This window comes from Xanthomonas sp. NCPPB 3174, assembly GCF_056725205.1.
The window spans coordinates 2,086,995-2,102,859 of record NZ_CM161517.1; the positions used below are offsets into that span (position 1 = coordinate 2,086,995).

Genomic DNA, 15,865 nt, shown 5'->3' on the forward strand with positions numbered 1-15,865 from the left:
GTGGACATCGCCGAGCTTGGGTACAAAGTCGACTCGTCGGGCCTGGTCGAGGGCACACGCGCGCTCGACGAGAACGCGGCCGCCGCCGGCAAGGCCAGCGGCGCCGCCGATCGTCTGGAGAAGGACTACCAGTCGCTGGCGCGCACGATCGAGCAGTCGTCGCGCTCGCTCGGTGACCGGCTGGGGGGCGCGCTGGACCGGATCTCGACCGGTACCGGCGCCGTCATCACCGAGATGCAGGCGCTGAACAAGACCAACGCGGAGATCCTGGCCGCGCTGGGGGCGCTCGATGGTAAGTTCGCCGGCACCGCGGCGCAGGCGCAGGCATACGGCGCCGCCGGCAGCGCCGCGGCCGCCGCCACCACGCAGGTGACCACGGCCAGCCAGCAGCTCGAGCAGCAGCTCGCGCAGCAGGAGGCGCGCTACAAGGCTGTTGCGCAGCAGGCGATGGCGTGGAGCCAGGGCAACCAAGCGGCGAACCTGTCCGAGCGAGCGCTGGCAGAGGCGGCGCGCGACGCCGCCGCAGGGATCGACCACAAGGCGGTGGCGATGGCCGGCGCCGGCACGGAGCAGGAACGGATGGCGGCGCGTGCGCGCGCTCTGCAGGAAGCAGAGGCCCGGGCCACGAACGAGCAGCGCAAGGCAGCCGCGGCGGCCGACGCACAGAAGATCAACCTGCAGCAGCTCCTGGGCCAGATCGACCCGACCATCGCCGCGCTGAACCGGCTGGCGGCTATGGAAGATCGCCTCGAGCGCGCGCACAAGGCAGGCCTGATCAATCCGGCGCTGTTCGACCAGTATCAGACGAAGATCGACGCGATGCGCACCTCGGTGCTCAACGCCACCAACGCGCAGAACGGCATGGGCATGTCGGCGCGGCAGCTGCAGGCCAACCTGCGCATGATCCCGATGCAGGTGACGGACATCGCGACGAGTATCGCCAGCGGCCAGCCGATCTGGATGGTGGCGATCCAGCAGGGCGGGCAGCTGAAGGACCAGCTCGGCGGCATCGGCCCGGCCGCGCGCGCCGTCGGCGGCTACGTGCTGGGGCTGATCAACCCGCTGACGCTCGCCGCGGCGGCGATGGCGGCGCTGGTGCTGGCGGCGAAGCAGAATCGGGATCAGCTTTTCGAGTTTCAGAAGGAACTGATCCTCAGCGGGCAGGGCGCGGTGATCGGCTCGGCCGGTTTCGAGCAGCTGACGAACAGCCTGGACCGCCTGCAGGGCGTGTCGCGCGGCGGCGCCGTGGCAGCGCTCACCGCCACCGCGGCGGCCGGGCGCTTCACGGGCGAGCAGTTCGAGCTCGTGGCCGGCGCCGCCGCGCGTATGGAGGCGGCAACGGGCCGGTCAGCCGCCGCGACGGTCAGCGCCTTCGAATCCATCGCCAAGGATCCGCTGGACGGCCTGCTGAAGCTCAACGACGCCGAGCGCTTCCTCACCGAGGCCCAACTGCAGCGCATCGTGGCGCTGCGGGAGGAGGGGCACTCGCAGGATGCTGCGAACGAGGCGATCCAGCTTTACGCCGCCCACTTGCGCGACGTGGCGGACCAGACCGACGCGGTCATGCCGGCGATGTCCCGCGGCTGGCGCGACGTGAAGGACGACATCAGCGGCGCGTGGTCGGCGCTGGGCGGCCTGACCAATGCCCTGGCTGACCTCGCCGGCAAGTGGGGCGTCCTGCAGCGGCTGCCCCGGCTCAGCGACATGCTCGGTCTGGGCGTGGCGACGAGCACCATCACGAAGAACCTGGGCCTGCCGTCGGTCACCGACGCGGTCAACGGCTACGCGAACTTCTTCCGCGGTGGCAGCGGGGCCAAGCTGCCGGCGCCGATCGACGAATCGGGGATGAGCCCGCAGATGGCGCGGGAGCTCGCCACGGTCGCCGAGGAGAACGCCAGCGCGCAGCGTGCCGCATCGGACGCGATCAACGCGCAGGTCGCCGGCCTGGACCGCGCCACGGCCAAGGAGGCGGCGCGGCTGAAGATCATCGCCGAGTACAACAAGCTCGCCGACAACGACGCCCGGCACTTCGACGGCTCGATGGACCGGCTGATCGCCAACTCCAACAAGCAGATCGACAAGCAGTTCAACCAGCGCGAGGGCATCGGCAAGAAGAACACCGACGACACGTCGGCCCAGAGCTTCATCGCCAGCGTGCAGCGGCAGATCGAGGCCAACAACCAGTTGGCCAGCTCGGGCGAGAAGGTCACCGCCAGCGACCGCATGGTGATCCAGGCGCGCCAGCTGCTGGCGAACAAGACCAACACCATGACTGCAGCGACGCGGAAATTGCTGGAAGCGCTGATCCCGCAACTTGAAACCACCGATGCCCAGGCGCAGGCAGAAGTGCAGCGGCAACGCGGCATGCAGGCCAGTCTCGCGCTGACCGAGCGGCTGACTCAGCTGGAGAAGCAGCGGCAGGAACAGGCGGACATCGACCTGATGGGCCTGGGCCGCGGAGCCGACGCCACCCAGATGCTGCAGCGACAGCTCGACATCCAGCGTCAGTACCTGCAGGAGCAGGAAAAGCTCGACAAGACCTACAACACTGACCGCGTATCGCTGAGCGGCGAAGCCCTGGAGGTCAGGCGGACCCAGTACGAGCAGGACAAGGCGAACCTCGAAGCGAGCTTGGAGCGGTCGCTGGACATCGAGCGCACCTATCAGCAGCGCCGGCTCGCCATGCTGCAGGACTGGCGGACGGGGTTCGCCAAGGCGTGGGAGGACTATGCGTTCGCCGCGGGCAACTCGTCGGAGCAGGCAGCTTCGTTGCTCACCAGCAGCCTGCAGGGCGCTGAGGATGCGTTCGTACGATTCGTGCAGACCGGCAAGCTGTCGTTCAAGGATCTGGCCAACTCGATCATCGCCGACCTGGCGCGGATCGCAGCGAAGCAGGCGATCGTCGGCATCGTCGGCTCCATCGCCGGTTCGCTCTTCGGCAGCATCGGCGGTGGCTCCTACACGGGTGTCAGCGCCGGCGCCGGCAGCAATCTGAACTTCGGCAACAACGTCGGCGGCTTCACCGGCAGCGACTGGATGAGCTACGGCGGCGGCCGGGCTGCTGGTGGTCCGGTCGGACGCGGCAGCTACTACGAGGTCGGGGAGAACGGCCGCCCCGAGCTGTACCGGCAGGGCGGCCGCAACTACCTGATCCCCGGCAACGACGGCACGGTCATCCCGATGGCACCGGCGGCGAGCGGAGGTTCTGGCGGCGGCAACGTGTACTTCAACCAGCAGATCGTCGTGAACAGCGACGGCAGCACCAGCACGAGTAGCTCTACGACCGGCGACAACGAGGCGGCAGCACGCGCGCTCGGAGAGCAGACGCGCAAGGTCGTGCAGGCCGAGCTGGTCAAGGCGCTCCGCCCTGGCGGCATTCTGGCGAGGGCGAATTGATGGCCGACACGTTCACCTGGGTTCCCACTACGACCAGCCGCGCCACGGCGACAGGGCGTGTCCGGCGCGCGCAGTTCGGTGACGGCTATGCCCAGTCGTCCCGGGATGGGCTCAACGCGATCGGCCGATCGTGCGACGTCTCGTTCACCGGGCAGAAGGCGGTGATCGCTGCCATCGCCGCATTCATCGACGCGCACCTGGGCGTCTCCTTCAACTTCGCCCATCCGCTGCACGGGCCGGGCCTGTACCAGTGCGACGGCTACAGCGATTCCAACGACGGCGGCGTCATGTGGACGCTCACCGCGACGTTCCAGCAGCAGTTCCAACCGTGAGGCTTTAGATGGCACGCCAAGTAATCGACACCACCACCGACCACGGTTCCTACAAGGGCGATCCTGCGGTCACGGCATTCGGCAAGGTCAACGCCAACTTCGACGAGCTCTACAACGGAGACGTGACTTTTGCGGGGGCGAAGACATACAGCGGCGCCGTAACAGTGAACAACGTGGTCGGGTTCGCGAACTACCTCGACGGCAAGACCACCACGTCCGTCCTCGCTGCCCAGCCGAACGGCGCGATCTTCCTGCGGCCGAATGGCATCGTCGATACCACCGGGCAGCTCCGCGTGTCCAGCGACGGCACCATCGTTTCAAGCAAGGACATCAACTCCGGCGGCAGCCTCACGCTGAAGGGGACCGTGTACACCACGGTCGACAACACCTATTCGTGTGGCAACTCCAGCTTCCGCTGGTCGGTCGTCTATGCTGCGACCGGCTCGATCAACACGTCCGATGCGCGGGAGAAGTCCGATGTGGCGCCGCTCACGGACGCGGAGCTGCGCGCGGCGAGGCAACTGGCGCGCGAGATGGGGACGTACCAGTGGCTGGCCAGCATGCAGGCCAAGGGAGCGGACGCGCGCCAGCACGCGGGCATGACGGTCCAGCGAGCCATGGAGGTGATGCGGGGCGAAGGCCTGGATCCGCTGCGCTACGGCTTCATCTGCTACGACAGTTGGGAGGCGGCGGACGCCGTCATGGAGTCGTGGGAGGCTGTGGTCGACGAAGAGGGGAACGTCCTGACCGAGGCCGGCTCGCGTGAGGTGCTGCCGGCGCAGACAGCCGGCGACCGGTACAGCTTCCGTTCCGACCAGCTCGCCTTCTTCGTCGCCCGCGGACTGGCCGCGGAACTCGACGAGGTCGCCGCCAGGCTGGACGCGCTGGAGGCGCGCGCCGCATGAGCCTGCTGGCTGACATCCAGACCTTGGAGCCGGGCGCGCGCGTGCGGCTGTTCGAACTGGATGCGACCGTGCTCGGTGCCGATTCGCTGTTGTTCCACCCGCACCTGCAGACCAATCCGATCGTCTGGCAGGGGCAGGTCTACGATCCCTGGCCGGTGGAGGCGACAGGATTCGAGCGCACCAGCGACCAGCCGCCGACGCCGCGCCTACGCGTGGGCAACATCAACGGCTCGATCACCGCACTCTGTCTCCTATTCGACGACTTGGTCGGGGCGCGGCTGATCCTTCGCCGGACGCTGGTGCAGTACCTGGACGCGGTCAACTTCTCCGGGGGCAACAGCCGGGCGGACCCTAACGAGCACTTCCCGGACGAGATCTGGTTCATCGAGCGCAAGGTGTCCGAGGACGACGAGGTCGTCGAGTTCGAGCTGGCCACCGCGGCGGACCTCAACGGCGAGCAGCTGCCGGGTCGGCAGATCATCGCCGGCACCTGCGGCTGGATCGTGCGCGGCGGCTACCGCGGATCCTACTGCGGCTACAACGGGCCGCCCGTGGCCGACATCAACGACAACCCGACCAGCGACCCGTCGCAGGACGTCTGCGGCGGCAAGGTGCGTTCCTGCAAGCTACGGTTCGGGGTGAACGAGCCGCTGCCCTATGGCGGATTCCCCGCCGCCGGCCTGCTGCGCACCTGATCTCCACTGCGATTCCACCTCTTCAGGCCCGCCACGTGCGGGCCTTTTCTTTGGGCATCCCATGCAACAGAGCACCCTGCAGGCCATTCAAGCACACGCGGTGGCCGAGTACCCGCGCGAGTGCTGCGGGCTGATCGTGGCCAGTGCCGGCGGCGAGACCTACGTGGCTTGCCGAAACGCCGCCACCACGCCCAGCGAGCACTTCCGGCTGCCGGCTGAGGACTATGCCGCCGCCGAAGACCGAGGCGATGTGCTGGCGGTCGTGCACAGCCATCCCAATGCGCCGCCGGCGCCGTCGGACGCAGATCGGGTGATGTGCGAGGCAAGCGGCCTGCCGTGGCACATCATCAGCGTCGGTCAGGTCGACGGCGTGCCGGAGTGCGGGGAGGTCTTCTCGTTCCGGCCGGACGGCTATGTCGCGCCGCTGGTCGGCCGTCATTTCTCCCACGGTGTGCTCGACTGCTACACCCTGGTGAGGGACTTCTACGAGCGCGAGCTGGGCGTGCAGCTGGCCGAGTACGAGCGCGCGGACAACTGGTGGGACAACGGTGGAGACCTGTACGCGCTGGACAGGCTGCAGGCCGAGGGCTTCGCGGAGATCCAGGACGAGCCGCAGCGCGGCGACCTGATCCTCATGCAGATCCGCGCGTCGGTGCCGAACCACGCCGGCGTCTACCTCGGCGATGGCCAGATGCTGCACCACCTCGCTGATCGCATCTCCTGCCGCGTGCCGTACGGCGGCTACTGGGCAGAGCGAACCGTGCGCATCGTGCGGCACCGGGAGATGACGACGCACTCGGCGCAGGCTGGTGCGGCATGACCCCGCGCGACCAGACCCCGAAGGTGCGCACGGTGCGCCTGTACGGCCAACTGCGCGCGCGCTTCGGCAAGGAGTTTCGCCTCGCCGTGGCGTCGCCGGCGGAAGCCGTCCGCGCGCTCTCGGTGCAGCTTCCCGGCTTCCAGGCGTTCCTCATGGGCGCCAAGGATCGCGGCATGGCGTTTGCTGTATTCGCCGGCCAGCGCAACCTGGCCGAGGACCAGCTCCACGACCCCCCCGGCGAGGACATGATCCGCATCGCGCCGGTGCTTCAGGGTTCCAAGCGCGGCGGCGTGCTCCAAACAATCGTCGGCGCCGTGCTGATCGTCGCGGGCATGGTGCTGTCCGCCTACGGTTTCGGCGCTGTCGGCGTACCGCTGACGCACGCAGGTATTGCCATGGTGCTCGGCGGCGTGGTGCAGATGCTGTCGCCGACGCAGAAGGGGCTGGGCGCACAGGACAGCCCGGCCAACAAGCCCAGCTATGCGTTCAATGGCCCGGTCAACACACAGGCCCAGGGCAACCCCGTGCCGGTCGCCTACGGTGACCCCTGGACCGGATCCGCCGTCGTCAGCGGCGGCATCTTCGCAGAGGATCAGCAATGAGCAACGTGGTGGCGCTGGCCGGCGCGAAGAAGGGCGGCAGCTCCGCGCGCGCTCCTGTCGAGACGCCGGACAGCCTGCAGTCGATCGCATACGCCAAGATCATCGATCTGGTCAGCGAAGGCGAGATCGTCGGCCTGAAGGACGGACTTCGCTCGATCTACCTCGATGGCACGCCGCTGCAGGCCGCAGGCGGCAGCATGAACTTCCAAAACGTGCGCGTGGAGCTGCGTACCGGAACGCAGGACCAGGACTATCTTGCGGGATTTCCGAGCGTCGAGAACGAGAACTCGGTCGACGTCGAGTTGCGCAGCGATCAGCCGGTCGTGCGTAGCTTCACGAACTCCGACCTTTCGGCCGTTCGGATCCGCCTCGGTGTCCAGGCGCTACAGAAGACCAACACCAGCAATGGGGACATCGAGGGCTATAGCGTCAGCTACGCGATCGATGTGGCGACGGATGGTGGCGCCTTCACGACGGTGATCTCCAACGCGTTCACCGGCAAGACCACCACGCCATACGAGCGGTCGCACCGCGTCGATTTGCCCGCCGGCAGCCAATGGCAGATCCGTGTCCGGCGCCTGACCCCGAACGCGAACAGCGCCACGGTAGCGGACACGACCACGGTGAAGTCGATGACCGAGATCATCGACGCGAAGCTGCGATACCCGAACAGCGCTCTGGTCGGGATCGAGATCGACGCCAGCCAGTTTCAAGCGATCCCGACGCGCGCGTACCGCGTGCTTGGCCGCATCATCTCGGTGCCGAGCAACTACGATCCCCAGGCGCGGACGTACTCGGGGCTCTGGGACGGCACCTTCAAACCCGCGTGGACGAACAATCCCGCGTGGGTGTTCTACGACATGGTCACGAACGACCGGTTCGGCCTTGGCCACCGCATCCCGGCGGCGTGGGTCGATCGCTGGCGCCTGTATCAGATCGCGCAGTACTGCGACCAGATGGTGAGCGACGGGCAGGGCGGCCAGGAGCCGCGCTTCGTGTGCAACGTCTACCTGCAGACACGCAGCGATGCCTACAAGCTGCTGCAGGACATGGCGGCCGTGTTCCGGGGCATTACGTACTACGCCGCCGGGCAGTTCACCGCGTCGGCGGATATGCCGCAGGACCCGGTCTACCAGTTCAACCAGGCCAACGTCATCGACGGCAAGTTCACCTATTCCGGCTCCGCGCGGAAGGTGCGCCACACCGTCGCACTGGTGTCCTGGAACGACCCGGACGACTTCGGGCGCGCCAAGGTCGAGACCGTAGAGTATCGCCCCGGCATCGCGCGCTACGGCATTCAGCAGACAGAGGTCACGGCCATGGGCTGCACCTCGCGCGCGCAGGCGCAGCGCATTGGGCTGCACATCCTGTACACCGAGAACCTGGAGACCGAAACGGTCACCTTCGGCGTCGGCCTGGAGGGCGCGGTGCCGCAGCCGGGCGACATCATCGAGGTGGCTGACCCGAATCGCGCGGGCCGGCGCAACGGCGGCCGGATCCGCTCGGCGACGGCGCAGGAGGTCGTGCTGGACGCGGTGCCTGAAGGCCTGGCCGTCGGGGACACGATCCGTGTGCTGGGCAGCAACGGCCGCAGCCAGGGTCGTACGATCAGCGGCATCAGCGGCAACACCGTGTCCGTTGCCGCGCCCTGGGACACGGTTCCGGTGGCGACCTCGGTCTGGTCAGCCTCGACGTCTCATATCGCTCTGCAGACTTTCCGCGTGCTCGCTGTTACCGAGGGCGACGGCGCCGAGAATGCGATCACCTACCAGATCACCGCGCTGAAGCACGTGCCGTCCAAGTTCGCAGCGATCGACGACGGCGCGCGGATCGAGCTGCCGCCGATCAGCATCATCCCGCCCAGCGTGCAGCCGCCGCCGAGCGATATCGCACTGTCGTCGCACGTGGTGATCGACCAGGGCATCGCGACGCCCGTCCTGACGATCGCGTGGACCGCCGCGGAGAAGGCCATTGCCTACGACGTGGAATGGCGCCGGGATGACCTGAACTGGGTGCGCGCGGGCAGGGTGGCCACGACGACCGCCGAGGTGCGCGGCATCTACGCTGGGCAGTACCTGGCGCGCGTGCGCGCGGTGAACGCGCTTGGCGCGGTGTCCATGCCCGCGCTGTCGGCGCTGACGAGCATCGAGGGGAAGACCACGCCGCCGCCGGCGCTCGCGTCGCTGACGGCCAGCGGCATCATCTTCGGCATTGAGCTGGCCTGGACGTTCCCGCCCGGCGCAACCGACACCCAGCGCACCGAGATCTGGTACGGCACGGCGAACGTGCTGGCCAACGCGATCAAGCTGGGCGACTTCGCCTATCCGCAGGCAAAGCACACGATGATGGGCCTGGCCGCGGGCGTGCAGTTCTTCTTCTGGGGCCGCCTCGTGGACAGGTCCGGGAACGTCGGTCCGTGGTATCCGCTGGCCAACGGCGTGGTGGGCCGGTCCAGCACCGACGCCAACGCGATCCTGGACTACCTCACGGGCAAGATCACCGAGAGCCAGCTCGGGCAGGCGCTGCTCGCGAAGGTGCAGTCGATCTCCGACCTGCTGCCCCTGGTGTGGGACGCCGGCGCGACCTACACCAAGGGCCAGACGGTGATCTACGACGGCAAGATCTACAGCTGGGAGAGCGACACGGCCGGCAACGAGACGCCGCCCGGGACGAACTGGAAAGACGTCGGCGACGCGATCGCAGAGATCGGCGCGGTGGTGGGGCAGGTCAGCGCCAATACCCAGGCGATCTCCCAGCTGGACGGCAAGGTTACGGCCCAGGGCCAGAAGGTCGACGGCATCTTCGCGCAGTTGGACGTGCAGGCCGCCGGCGACAGCGATTGGGGGGCGGGCGACACGAACGTCTATGCCGGCACGATCACGGTGCAGAGCGTCATTGCGAGCGGCGACTATGCGCAGGCGAAGCGCACGGACACCGTGGAGGCGAACCTAGGCGCGACCAACGCCGCAGTACAGGTGACGAGCCAGGCCGTGGCCACCCTCAACGGCAAGGCGTCGTCGAGTTACGTGGTCAAGGCCGCGGTCACCTCGGGCGGCATGTACTACGCCGCAGGCATCGCGCTGGGTATCGACGCCAGCGGCGGCACCGTGCAGTCGTCGTTCCTGGTCTACGCCGATCTGTTCGGGGTGCTCAACGGCACCGGCAGTGATGCGACCGTCACGTCTCCGTTCACTATCAGCGGTGGCCAGGTCTTCATCCGCAGCGCCGTGATCCAGGATGGGTCGATCACCAACGCCAAAATCGGCGACGTGATCCAGTCATCGGCCACGGGCGTCAATGGACAACCTCGGTGGAAGCTCGACAAGAGCGGCACGCTGACACTCAACAGCGCGAATAGCGGAGGCTACATGACGGTGACCGACAGCCTGATCCAGGTATTCAACTCGAGCGGGGGCCTTCTGCTTCGTCTGGGGCGCTGGTGATGCCGGCCGGTTTGGAGGTTCAAGACGGCAACGGGAACGTCGTAACGGCCGTCACCGACCGGCTGACGCTCTACATGGGGCAGGTGGCGATCTCTCCCAATACGTCGGGCTCGGTGGCTGTGCCGGCTCTGGGCACAAATGATGTCGCGTACTACTTCGTAGCCACAACCACGGATACTGATTTTCAGGCCATGCCGTCGTTCTCGATATCCGGCGACACGATCTCGTGGGCGTCACCGAACGTTAGTTCGACCGCAGCTGTGAAGGCAGCGGGTGGTGTGCTGCAGTACGGGAGATACTGAGGTGCCAGCAGGTCTTGAGGTCTACCCGAACGGTGGCTCGATACTACAGATCACCGGCGCCTATCAGAACTTGGAGGTGAGCGCGAAGGGCACCGCCACGGCTGCGCTGTGGAACAGCGGCTTCAGCCCCAACCGCGGGATCATCTCGATCACGACGGCTGGAACGGCTCCGGTGATCGCGGTGGAGAGTGGCGAGAAGATCGCATTGTTGAGGCGAGTGCAGAGCGGCTCCAACTTCACGTTCACGCTCATCACGGAGAATCCCAGCACGACCTTCAACTATTTCATCTTCGACAGGCCTACGGGATCATCGTCGACAGACGGTCTTCAGGTTTTCATCGACACCGGCACCGCCACGACTGGGCCACTCGCGTTCGATGCGCGCAAGCGGTACATGCGGGTCATCGCCGTGATCAGCGGCACGGCCACGGCATCGGCGCCGGTCACGCAGGCAGCCAGCGCAGGGCGAGTTGCAGTGCTGCTTGCATACGCGGGCAGCGAGTTAGTGAGTGCCGGTGGGATCATTGCCGGGGGAAACACCTGGATGGTCAGCACCACCCTGTTCATGGCTGCGGTTTCCTACTCGGGCGGCCAAGTAGCCGCCGCAAGGATGGCGATGAACGCCACCAGCGTGTCCGGCACGGGCTCATCCGGCATTCCCGCCACGGGCAACTGGGGGACGACGGCTGTGCGGCACCTGATCCTGGACGTGTCGAACTTCTAACGCGTGCAGCGATCCGCGTAGCGCAGCATGTAGTCCTTCCCGTCGACCCGGGTGAGGCTGGACCCGTCAGGCTGCTCGTACACCTCGATCGTTGCGAGCTTTTCGGCGGATTGATCGACGACCCCGGCCTCACCAGTCACGGGGAGCGAAACGACCTTGATGCCACCGGATCCGAGCGACAGGTATCGCTTAATGCAGTCGCGGACTTCGGCTGCAGGCCGAGCGCTCGGGAAATCGCGCCGCACAACCGTTGCCTTGCCGCCGCAAGCGACAAGCAAAGAGCAGATGGTCAATATGGAAATGACGGTGCGCACTTGGCCTCTCCTTGAGTGGGTGTCGAAGCGACGCTAGCCGCTTCCCTGCTGCGACCATGCACCAGAGTAAGCGGCGTGAATACGTTCGTCGACGTGCGTCGCAGCACAAGCGACGCGGCTGCGTAGGGGAAACCCGACAGCGCGGCGCGGCGGCGCCCTATACCGCCGGGCGGCCCTACGCGCGATCCTGGCCATGCCGGACGCGGGGCCACAGGCCGCTCAACCCGCGGGCCTTGAGCAAGCCATGCTGGCATCCAACCCATTCAATGCTATCCAAGGAGGCGATATGCTGAAGCACATTGCGTTGGCCGCATTCGCGGCAATTTCGATCGCTGCCGTGCCCGCTGCTCAGGCCGTCAGCTACACGACGGTGGAACAGACTGGAACGTCGACCACGCTGGTTGGTTCGATCGACATTACTCCCCAATGCCCTGCTGGCTACACCCCGATTTCCGGTGGGTGGCGAAGTGGAGAGCCGAACTCGATCCAGTTCGATGGCAACTATTCCGGAAGCGGCAGGGCCGATTACAGGATGAACACTGGCCGGTTCCAGCCGGTGGGCAGCCACCCGAACGGGCAGGGCTGGCGCACCTACGGCTACACCAATGGGCCGATCATCGTGGTGGTCTATTCAGTCTGCGCGTCGGGTTGATCGGTGGTTCCGAGGGCTGCCCTAGCTTCGGGCAGCTCTCCCTGGCGCAGGATTCCTGAGCTGTTCACCAACGCGTCTCAGCCCATGCGACGCCGAGGCGTAGGATCCGCTTCCCCGGTTCCTACGTTCCAGCATGCGGTTCGTCCTGGCCAGCTACCACTTCACCGATCATTGGGCGACCGCGGCCGGCCTGGTGCCGCCGCCGCTTGGGTATGGCGGGCGGGCGAATTCTTGGTCGGTCCAGCCGGGCAAGTACTTGCAGTCGATCCGCCGGCGGAGCAATGGCCAGATGGATGTCGGCACGGTGTTCTGGAGCCCCGCGAGACCTGTCCTCTGGGACATCGACGCCCGCCGTGTCGAGGTATCGCGCGCCGCTGTCTTGGTCAGCGGCTTCTACATTGAGTTGGACGACCGCTGGCGCTACTTCGCTGCCCCCGGCGACGAGCCGTTCTTCCTGGCCGCCGCTGGTGGCAAAAAGGCCGCGGCGCTGCTGGGCTGGGCGCCTGGCGGTGAGGCCGGCGGGATGCCTGCGATAGTCCTCGCCGAGGACGCTGTGCGCTGGGCTGCGGGCGAGGGCACAGCGGCCGATGCCTTCGCTGGCCTGCAGCGCTGGACCGCCGACGCCTTCCGCAGCTGGCCAGTCCAGTCGCCCATCGACCGGCCGCCGCTGCGGGAGCGCGACGACGACTCGCTCATCGCCCCGGTGCTGGACCCGCCGCACGAAAGAACACATCCCATGTACCGGCGGCGCGGGATGCTTGCCGCAGGACGTGGCGGGAGCACGACGTGAAGAACAGAGCCGAGCTGGACGGGATGCTGGACGCGCTCGACGCGCAGCTACCGGCGATGCTGGAGCAGTGCCCGGATGATGGCGATTTCTGGGCAGAGTTCGCCGGCCACGCCGACGAGATCGAAGACGCCGCGCGGAACGAGGACTGCGCTTACGTTACCCAGCGCATCGACGCCATGATCGACAACGTGAAGGCGAGGATGGCCGAATAGCATGTGCTACAGCGCCCAGGTGTACGCCGAGTACAAGCAGTACCAGCGCCAGTTCGGCGCGGTGATGGACATCGACGAGTACGTGCGTACCTTCTGGTCGCCGGAGGAGCGGCCGCGCCGCGTGAAAGCGCCGCGCGCAATGATCCGGGAGCTGCTGGAGATCGCGCCGCCCGACCTGCAGGCGAACCTGCGGGCGGCCGACGCCGCCGAGGCCGACACCCTGACGCGGGAGATCTTCGACCAGAAGCGCCGCGTTGCCGACGCCGAGCGGGCGCTGCAGGTCAAGGAGACCAAGAAGGCGAGGGAGGACGTGCGGATCGGCAGCAACAAGATCGCGCAGGCCCAACGCCGGCTCGACGTGCTGAAAGGCATGCGCGGTGCGGAGGACAACCGCATCTTCCCGGGCGTCTACTGCCCGGTCCTCGTCGTCGAAGATGGCCGGCGGGTCGTGAAGCCGATGCGGTACCAGTGCCGCCCCGCGGGCGCGCCGATCCTCTACGACCGCAAGTTCCCAGGCACCTACAACGCGAGGCGCGACAACCTCGAAGGCTTCTGGCGCCGGCAGTTCGGCTACACGCACGGCCTGATCGTCGCCGACCGCTTCTACGAGAACGTGGAGCGCGACGGGGAGAACGAGCGGCTGGAGTTCGTCCCCAGCACAGGCGAGCCGATGCTGATCGCCTGCCTCTGGTCCCACTGGCGCGACCCCGCCGGCAACGAGCCGGATCTGCTGTCCTTCGCGGCGATCACCGACGAGCCCGAGCCCGAGGTCGCCGCAGCCGGCCACGACCGGACAATCATCAACATCAAGCCCGAGCACGTCGATGCCTGGCTGAACCCGGACCCGGCCGACCTGGTCGCGCTCTACCGGATCTTCGACGACAAGCGGCACCCGTTCTACGAGCACCGCATCGCGGCGTAGCCCTCGGGTTCCTTGACGGTGCGCAGCTCGTCCAGATAGTCCGCCCAGCGCTGCATCATGCGCACGCGCTCCGGCAGATGCGTGGTGCGGTTGTAAGCCCGCCCGTTCGGATCCTTCACCGCGTGGGCCAGCTGGTGCTCGATGATGTCCGGCCGGAACTCCAGCACCTCGTCCAGAATCGTGCGCGCCGTCGCCCGGAAGCCATGGCCGGTAGCGGTGCCGACTTCGTAGCCCAAGCGGCGCAGCGCGGCATTGATGGTGTTCTCCGACATGGGGCGCTCCCGTGACCGCGCGCCGGGGAACACGTATCGGCCGCGTCCGCTCAGCGGCTGCAGCTCCCGCAGGATGTCGATAGCCTGGCGCGGCAGCGGGACCATGTGGGCAATCCCCATCTTCATGCGAACCGCTGGGATGTCCCAGGTCGCCGCTTCCAGGTTGAACTCTTTCCATTCGGCCATGCGGAGCTCCCCCGGCCTGACGAATACGAGCGGCGCCAGCGCCAGCGCAGCCCGCGTGACCAAGCTGCCGGTGTAGCCGTCGATAGCGCGCAGCATCGGGCCGAGCTCGCGCGGATCGGTCACCGCCGGCAGATGCCGTTCCGGCGCCGGCTGGAGGGCGCCCCGCAGGTCTGCCACGGGGTTACGGCTCGCCCGGCCCGTGGCGACCGCGTAGCGCATGACCTGGCCGCAGTTCTGCATGATCCGGTGCGCCGACTCGATCGCTCCGCGCTTCTCCACGCGCCTGGCCACCGCCAGCAGTTCCGGTGCCTCCAGCTCCGCGGCTGGGCGGCTACCTATCCACGGGAACACGTCGTTGTCGAACCATGCGGCGACCTTCACGCTGTAGCCCGGCACCCAGTCGCGCGTCGCCAGCCACTCTCTGGCTATTACCTCGAACGTGTTGGCGCCGAGCTGCGCGCGCGCCGCGGCCGCTGCCTTCTTGTGCTGGCCGGGATCGATGCCCTGAGCAAGCAGCCGCCGCGAGTCGTCGCGCCGCTGCCTGGCCATCGCCAGCGGGACATCGGGGTACACGCCGAGCGCAAGCAGCTTCTCCCTTCCTGCGAAGCGGTACTTCCATCGCCAGAAGCGGCCGCCGCTCGGCGCGACCAGGAGGAAGAGGCCGCCGCCATCGAACAACTTCTGCGGGCGGTCGCTCGGCTTTGCACGGCGAAGTGCGAGGTCTGATAGACGCATTGGGGGTACCAGATCGGGGACGCCGCAATGTACCCCCGGCCATACCCCCGCCATGCACCGAACTGGCATGCACACGTCCGCACTCTCTCGGACACAAAAAAGGCCGGAAACCCTTGTTTTATGGGGATTCCCGGCCTTTCTCGGACCTTCTCGGTCCGCTCATTGGTGGAGGTGGGCGGAATCGAACCGCCGTCCGAAGGCACTCCATCCCCGGCACTACATGCTTAGCTCATCGTTGGATCTCGTCCCGGAACAGCACGATGTGCGAAGCGCATCCCGGGACCAGCCTGCTTGATTTAGCCAATGGCTGACAGGCAGCCACCACCGGCGATTCCGTGATAATGACCCTACGTCGCGAGCACGGACACAAGCGATTTCGGGGCTAGGCCTTAAGCGGCCAGAGCGTAGTTGTCGTCGTTGGCAACTATAAGTTTGCGGCTGGATTTACGAGGAAAGCTGCCCCCTCGGCATGCGCCAAGCGATTTTGCAACCCCCGTCGAAACCAGTGCACCCCCCGGGGACAACGTCAAACGCTGACCTGCACAGTGTAGGGATCGGGGAGG

At 67.0% G+C, this 15,865-nt stretch carries 15 protein-coding genes and 1 other RNA gene; 13 read left to right on the forward strand and 3 right to left on the reverse strand.

Annotation, left to right across the window (positions count from 1 at the left end; genetic code table 11):
• From AC1PK7_RS09315 to AC1PK7_RS09355, 9 genes are all read left to right on the forward strand, one after another.
• A complete protein-coding gene (locus AC1PK7_RS09315) occupies nt 1–3,396 on the forward strand; it encodes a phage tail tape measure protein (protein WP_481100597.1) in 3,396 nt (1,131 codons plus the stop codon).
• On the forward strand, nt 3,396–3,728 hold the full coding sequence (locus tag AC1PK7_RS09320; protein ID WP_481100598.1) for a phage tail protein: 333 nt from the start codon (nt 3,396–3,398) through the stop codon (nt 3,726–3,728). Before AC1PK7_RS09315 ends, AC1PK7_RS09320 begins: the two co-directional genes overlap by 1 nt.
• 8 nt (nt 3,729–3,736) lie before the next feature.
• Nucleotides 3,737–4,633, forward strand: a complete 897-nt coding sequence (locus tag AC1PK7_RS09325) for a tail fiber domain-containing protein (protein WP_481100599.1) — start codon at nt 3,737–3,739, stop codon at nt 4,631–4,633.
• Nucleotides 4,630–5,328, forward strand: coding sequence for a phage minor tail protein L (locus AC1PK7_RS09330; RefSeq protein ID WP_481100600.1), 699 nt, complete (start codon nt 4,630–4,632; stop codon nt 5,326–5,328). Before AC1PK7_RS09325 ends, AC1PK7_RS09330 begins: the two co-directional genes overlap by 4 nt.
• A gap of 61 nt (nt 5,329–5,389) precedes the next feature.
• Complete coding sequence (locus AC1PK7_RS09335; RefSeq protein ID WP_481100601.1) at nt 5,390–6,148, forward strand: C40 family peptidase; 759 nt, start codon at nt 5,390–5,392, stop codon at nt 6,146–6,148.
• On the forward strand, nt 6,145–6,750 hold the full coding sequence (locus AC1PK7_RS09340; RefSeq protein ID WP_481100602.1) for a tail assembly protein: 606 nt from the start codon (nt 6,145–6,147) through the stop codon (nt 6,748–6,750). The genes AC1PK7_RS09335 and AC1PK7_RS09340 overlap by 4 nt, the downstream gene beginning before the upstream one ends.
• Nucleotides 6,747–10,193, forward strand: coding sequence for a TipJ family phage tail tip protein (locus AC1PK7_RS09345; RefSeq protein ID WP_481100603.1), 3,447 nt, complete (start codon nt 6,747–6,749; stop codon nt 10,191–10,193). Before AC1PK7_RS09340 ends, AC1PK7_RS09345 begins: the two co-directional genes overlap by 4 nt.
• Nucleotides 10,193–10,495, forward strand: a complete 303-nt coding sequence (locus AC1PK7_RS09350; RefSeq protein ID WP_481100604.1) for a hypothetical protein — start codon at nt 10,193–10,195, stop codon at nt 10,493–10,495. The genes AC1PK7_RS09345 and AC1PK7_RS09350 overlap by 1 nt, the downstream gene beginning before the upstream one ends.
• Nucleotide 10,496: 1 nt before the next feature.
• Complete coding sequence (locus tag AC1PK7_RS09355) at nt 10,497–11,219, forward strand: hypothetical protein (protein WP_481100605.1); 723 nt, start codon at nt 10,497–10,499, stop codon at nt 11,217–11,219.
• On the opposite strand, the gene AC1PK7_RS09360 is transcribed toward AC1PK7_RS09355, so the two are convergent.
• Nucleotides 11,216–11,533, reverse strand: a complete 318-nt coding sequence (locus AC1PK7_RS09360; RefSeq protein WP_481100606.1) for a hypothetical protein — start codon at nt 11,531–11,533, stop codon at nt 11,216–11,218. The two genes, AC1PK7_RS09355 and AC1PK7_RS09360, sit on opposite strands and share 4 nt — an antisense overlap.
• Nucleotides 11,534–11,819: 286 nt before the next feature.
• Between AC1PK7_RS09360 and AC1PK7_RS09365 the strand changes: the two genes are divergently transcribed.
• The 4 genes from AC1PK7_RS09365 to AC1PK7_RS09380 all read left to right on the forward strand — a co-directional run bounded on the left by AC1PK7_RS09365 (nt 11,820) and on the right by AC1PK7_RS09380 (nt 14,109).
• Complete coding sequence (locus AC1PK7_RS09365) at nt 11,820–12,185, forward strand: hypothetical protein (RefSeq protein ID WP_481100607.1); 366 nt, start codon at nt 11,820–11,822, stop codon at nt 12,183–12,185.
• Between the two features lie 133 nt (nt 12,186–12,318).
• Nucleotides 12,319–12,975 carry a hypothetical protein gene (locus tag AC1PK7_RS09370; protein WP_481100608.1) on the forward strand — a complete coding sequence of 219 codons (657 nt, stop codon included), beginning with the start codon at nt 12,319–12,321 and terminating at the stop codon, nt 12,973–12,975.
• A complete protein-coding gene (locus tag AC1PK7_RS09375; protein ID WP_481100609.1) occupies nt 12,972–13,187 on the forward strand; it encodes a hypothetical protein in 216 nt (71 codons plus the stop codon). Before AC1PK7_RS09370 ends, AC1PK7_RS09375 begins: the two co-directional genes overlap by 4 nt.
• A 1-nt stretch (nt 13,188) precedes the next feature.
• Entirely contained in the window at nt 13,189–14,109 is a 921-nt protein-coding gene (locus tag AC1PK7_RS09380) for an SOS response-associated peptidase family protein (protein WP_481100610.1), read from the forward strand.
• Here the strand turns inward: AC1PK7_RS09380 and AC1PK7_RS09385 are convergent.
• Complete coding sequence (locus AC1PK7_RS09385; RefSeq protein ID WP_481100611.1) at nt 14,085–15,302, reverse strand: tyrosine-type recombinase/integrase; 1,218 nt, start codon at nt 15,300–15,302, stop codon at nt 14,085–14,087. The genes AC1PK7_RS09380 and AC1PK7_RS09385 overlap by 25 nt on opposite strands.
• Before the next feature lie 163 nt (nt 15,303–15,465).
• Nucleotides 15,466–15,817, reverse strand: a transfer-messenger RNA (tmRNA) gene (gene ssrA / locus AC1PK7_RS09390).
• Between the last annotated feature and the right edge of the window lie 48 nt (nt 15,818–15,865).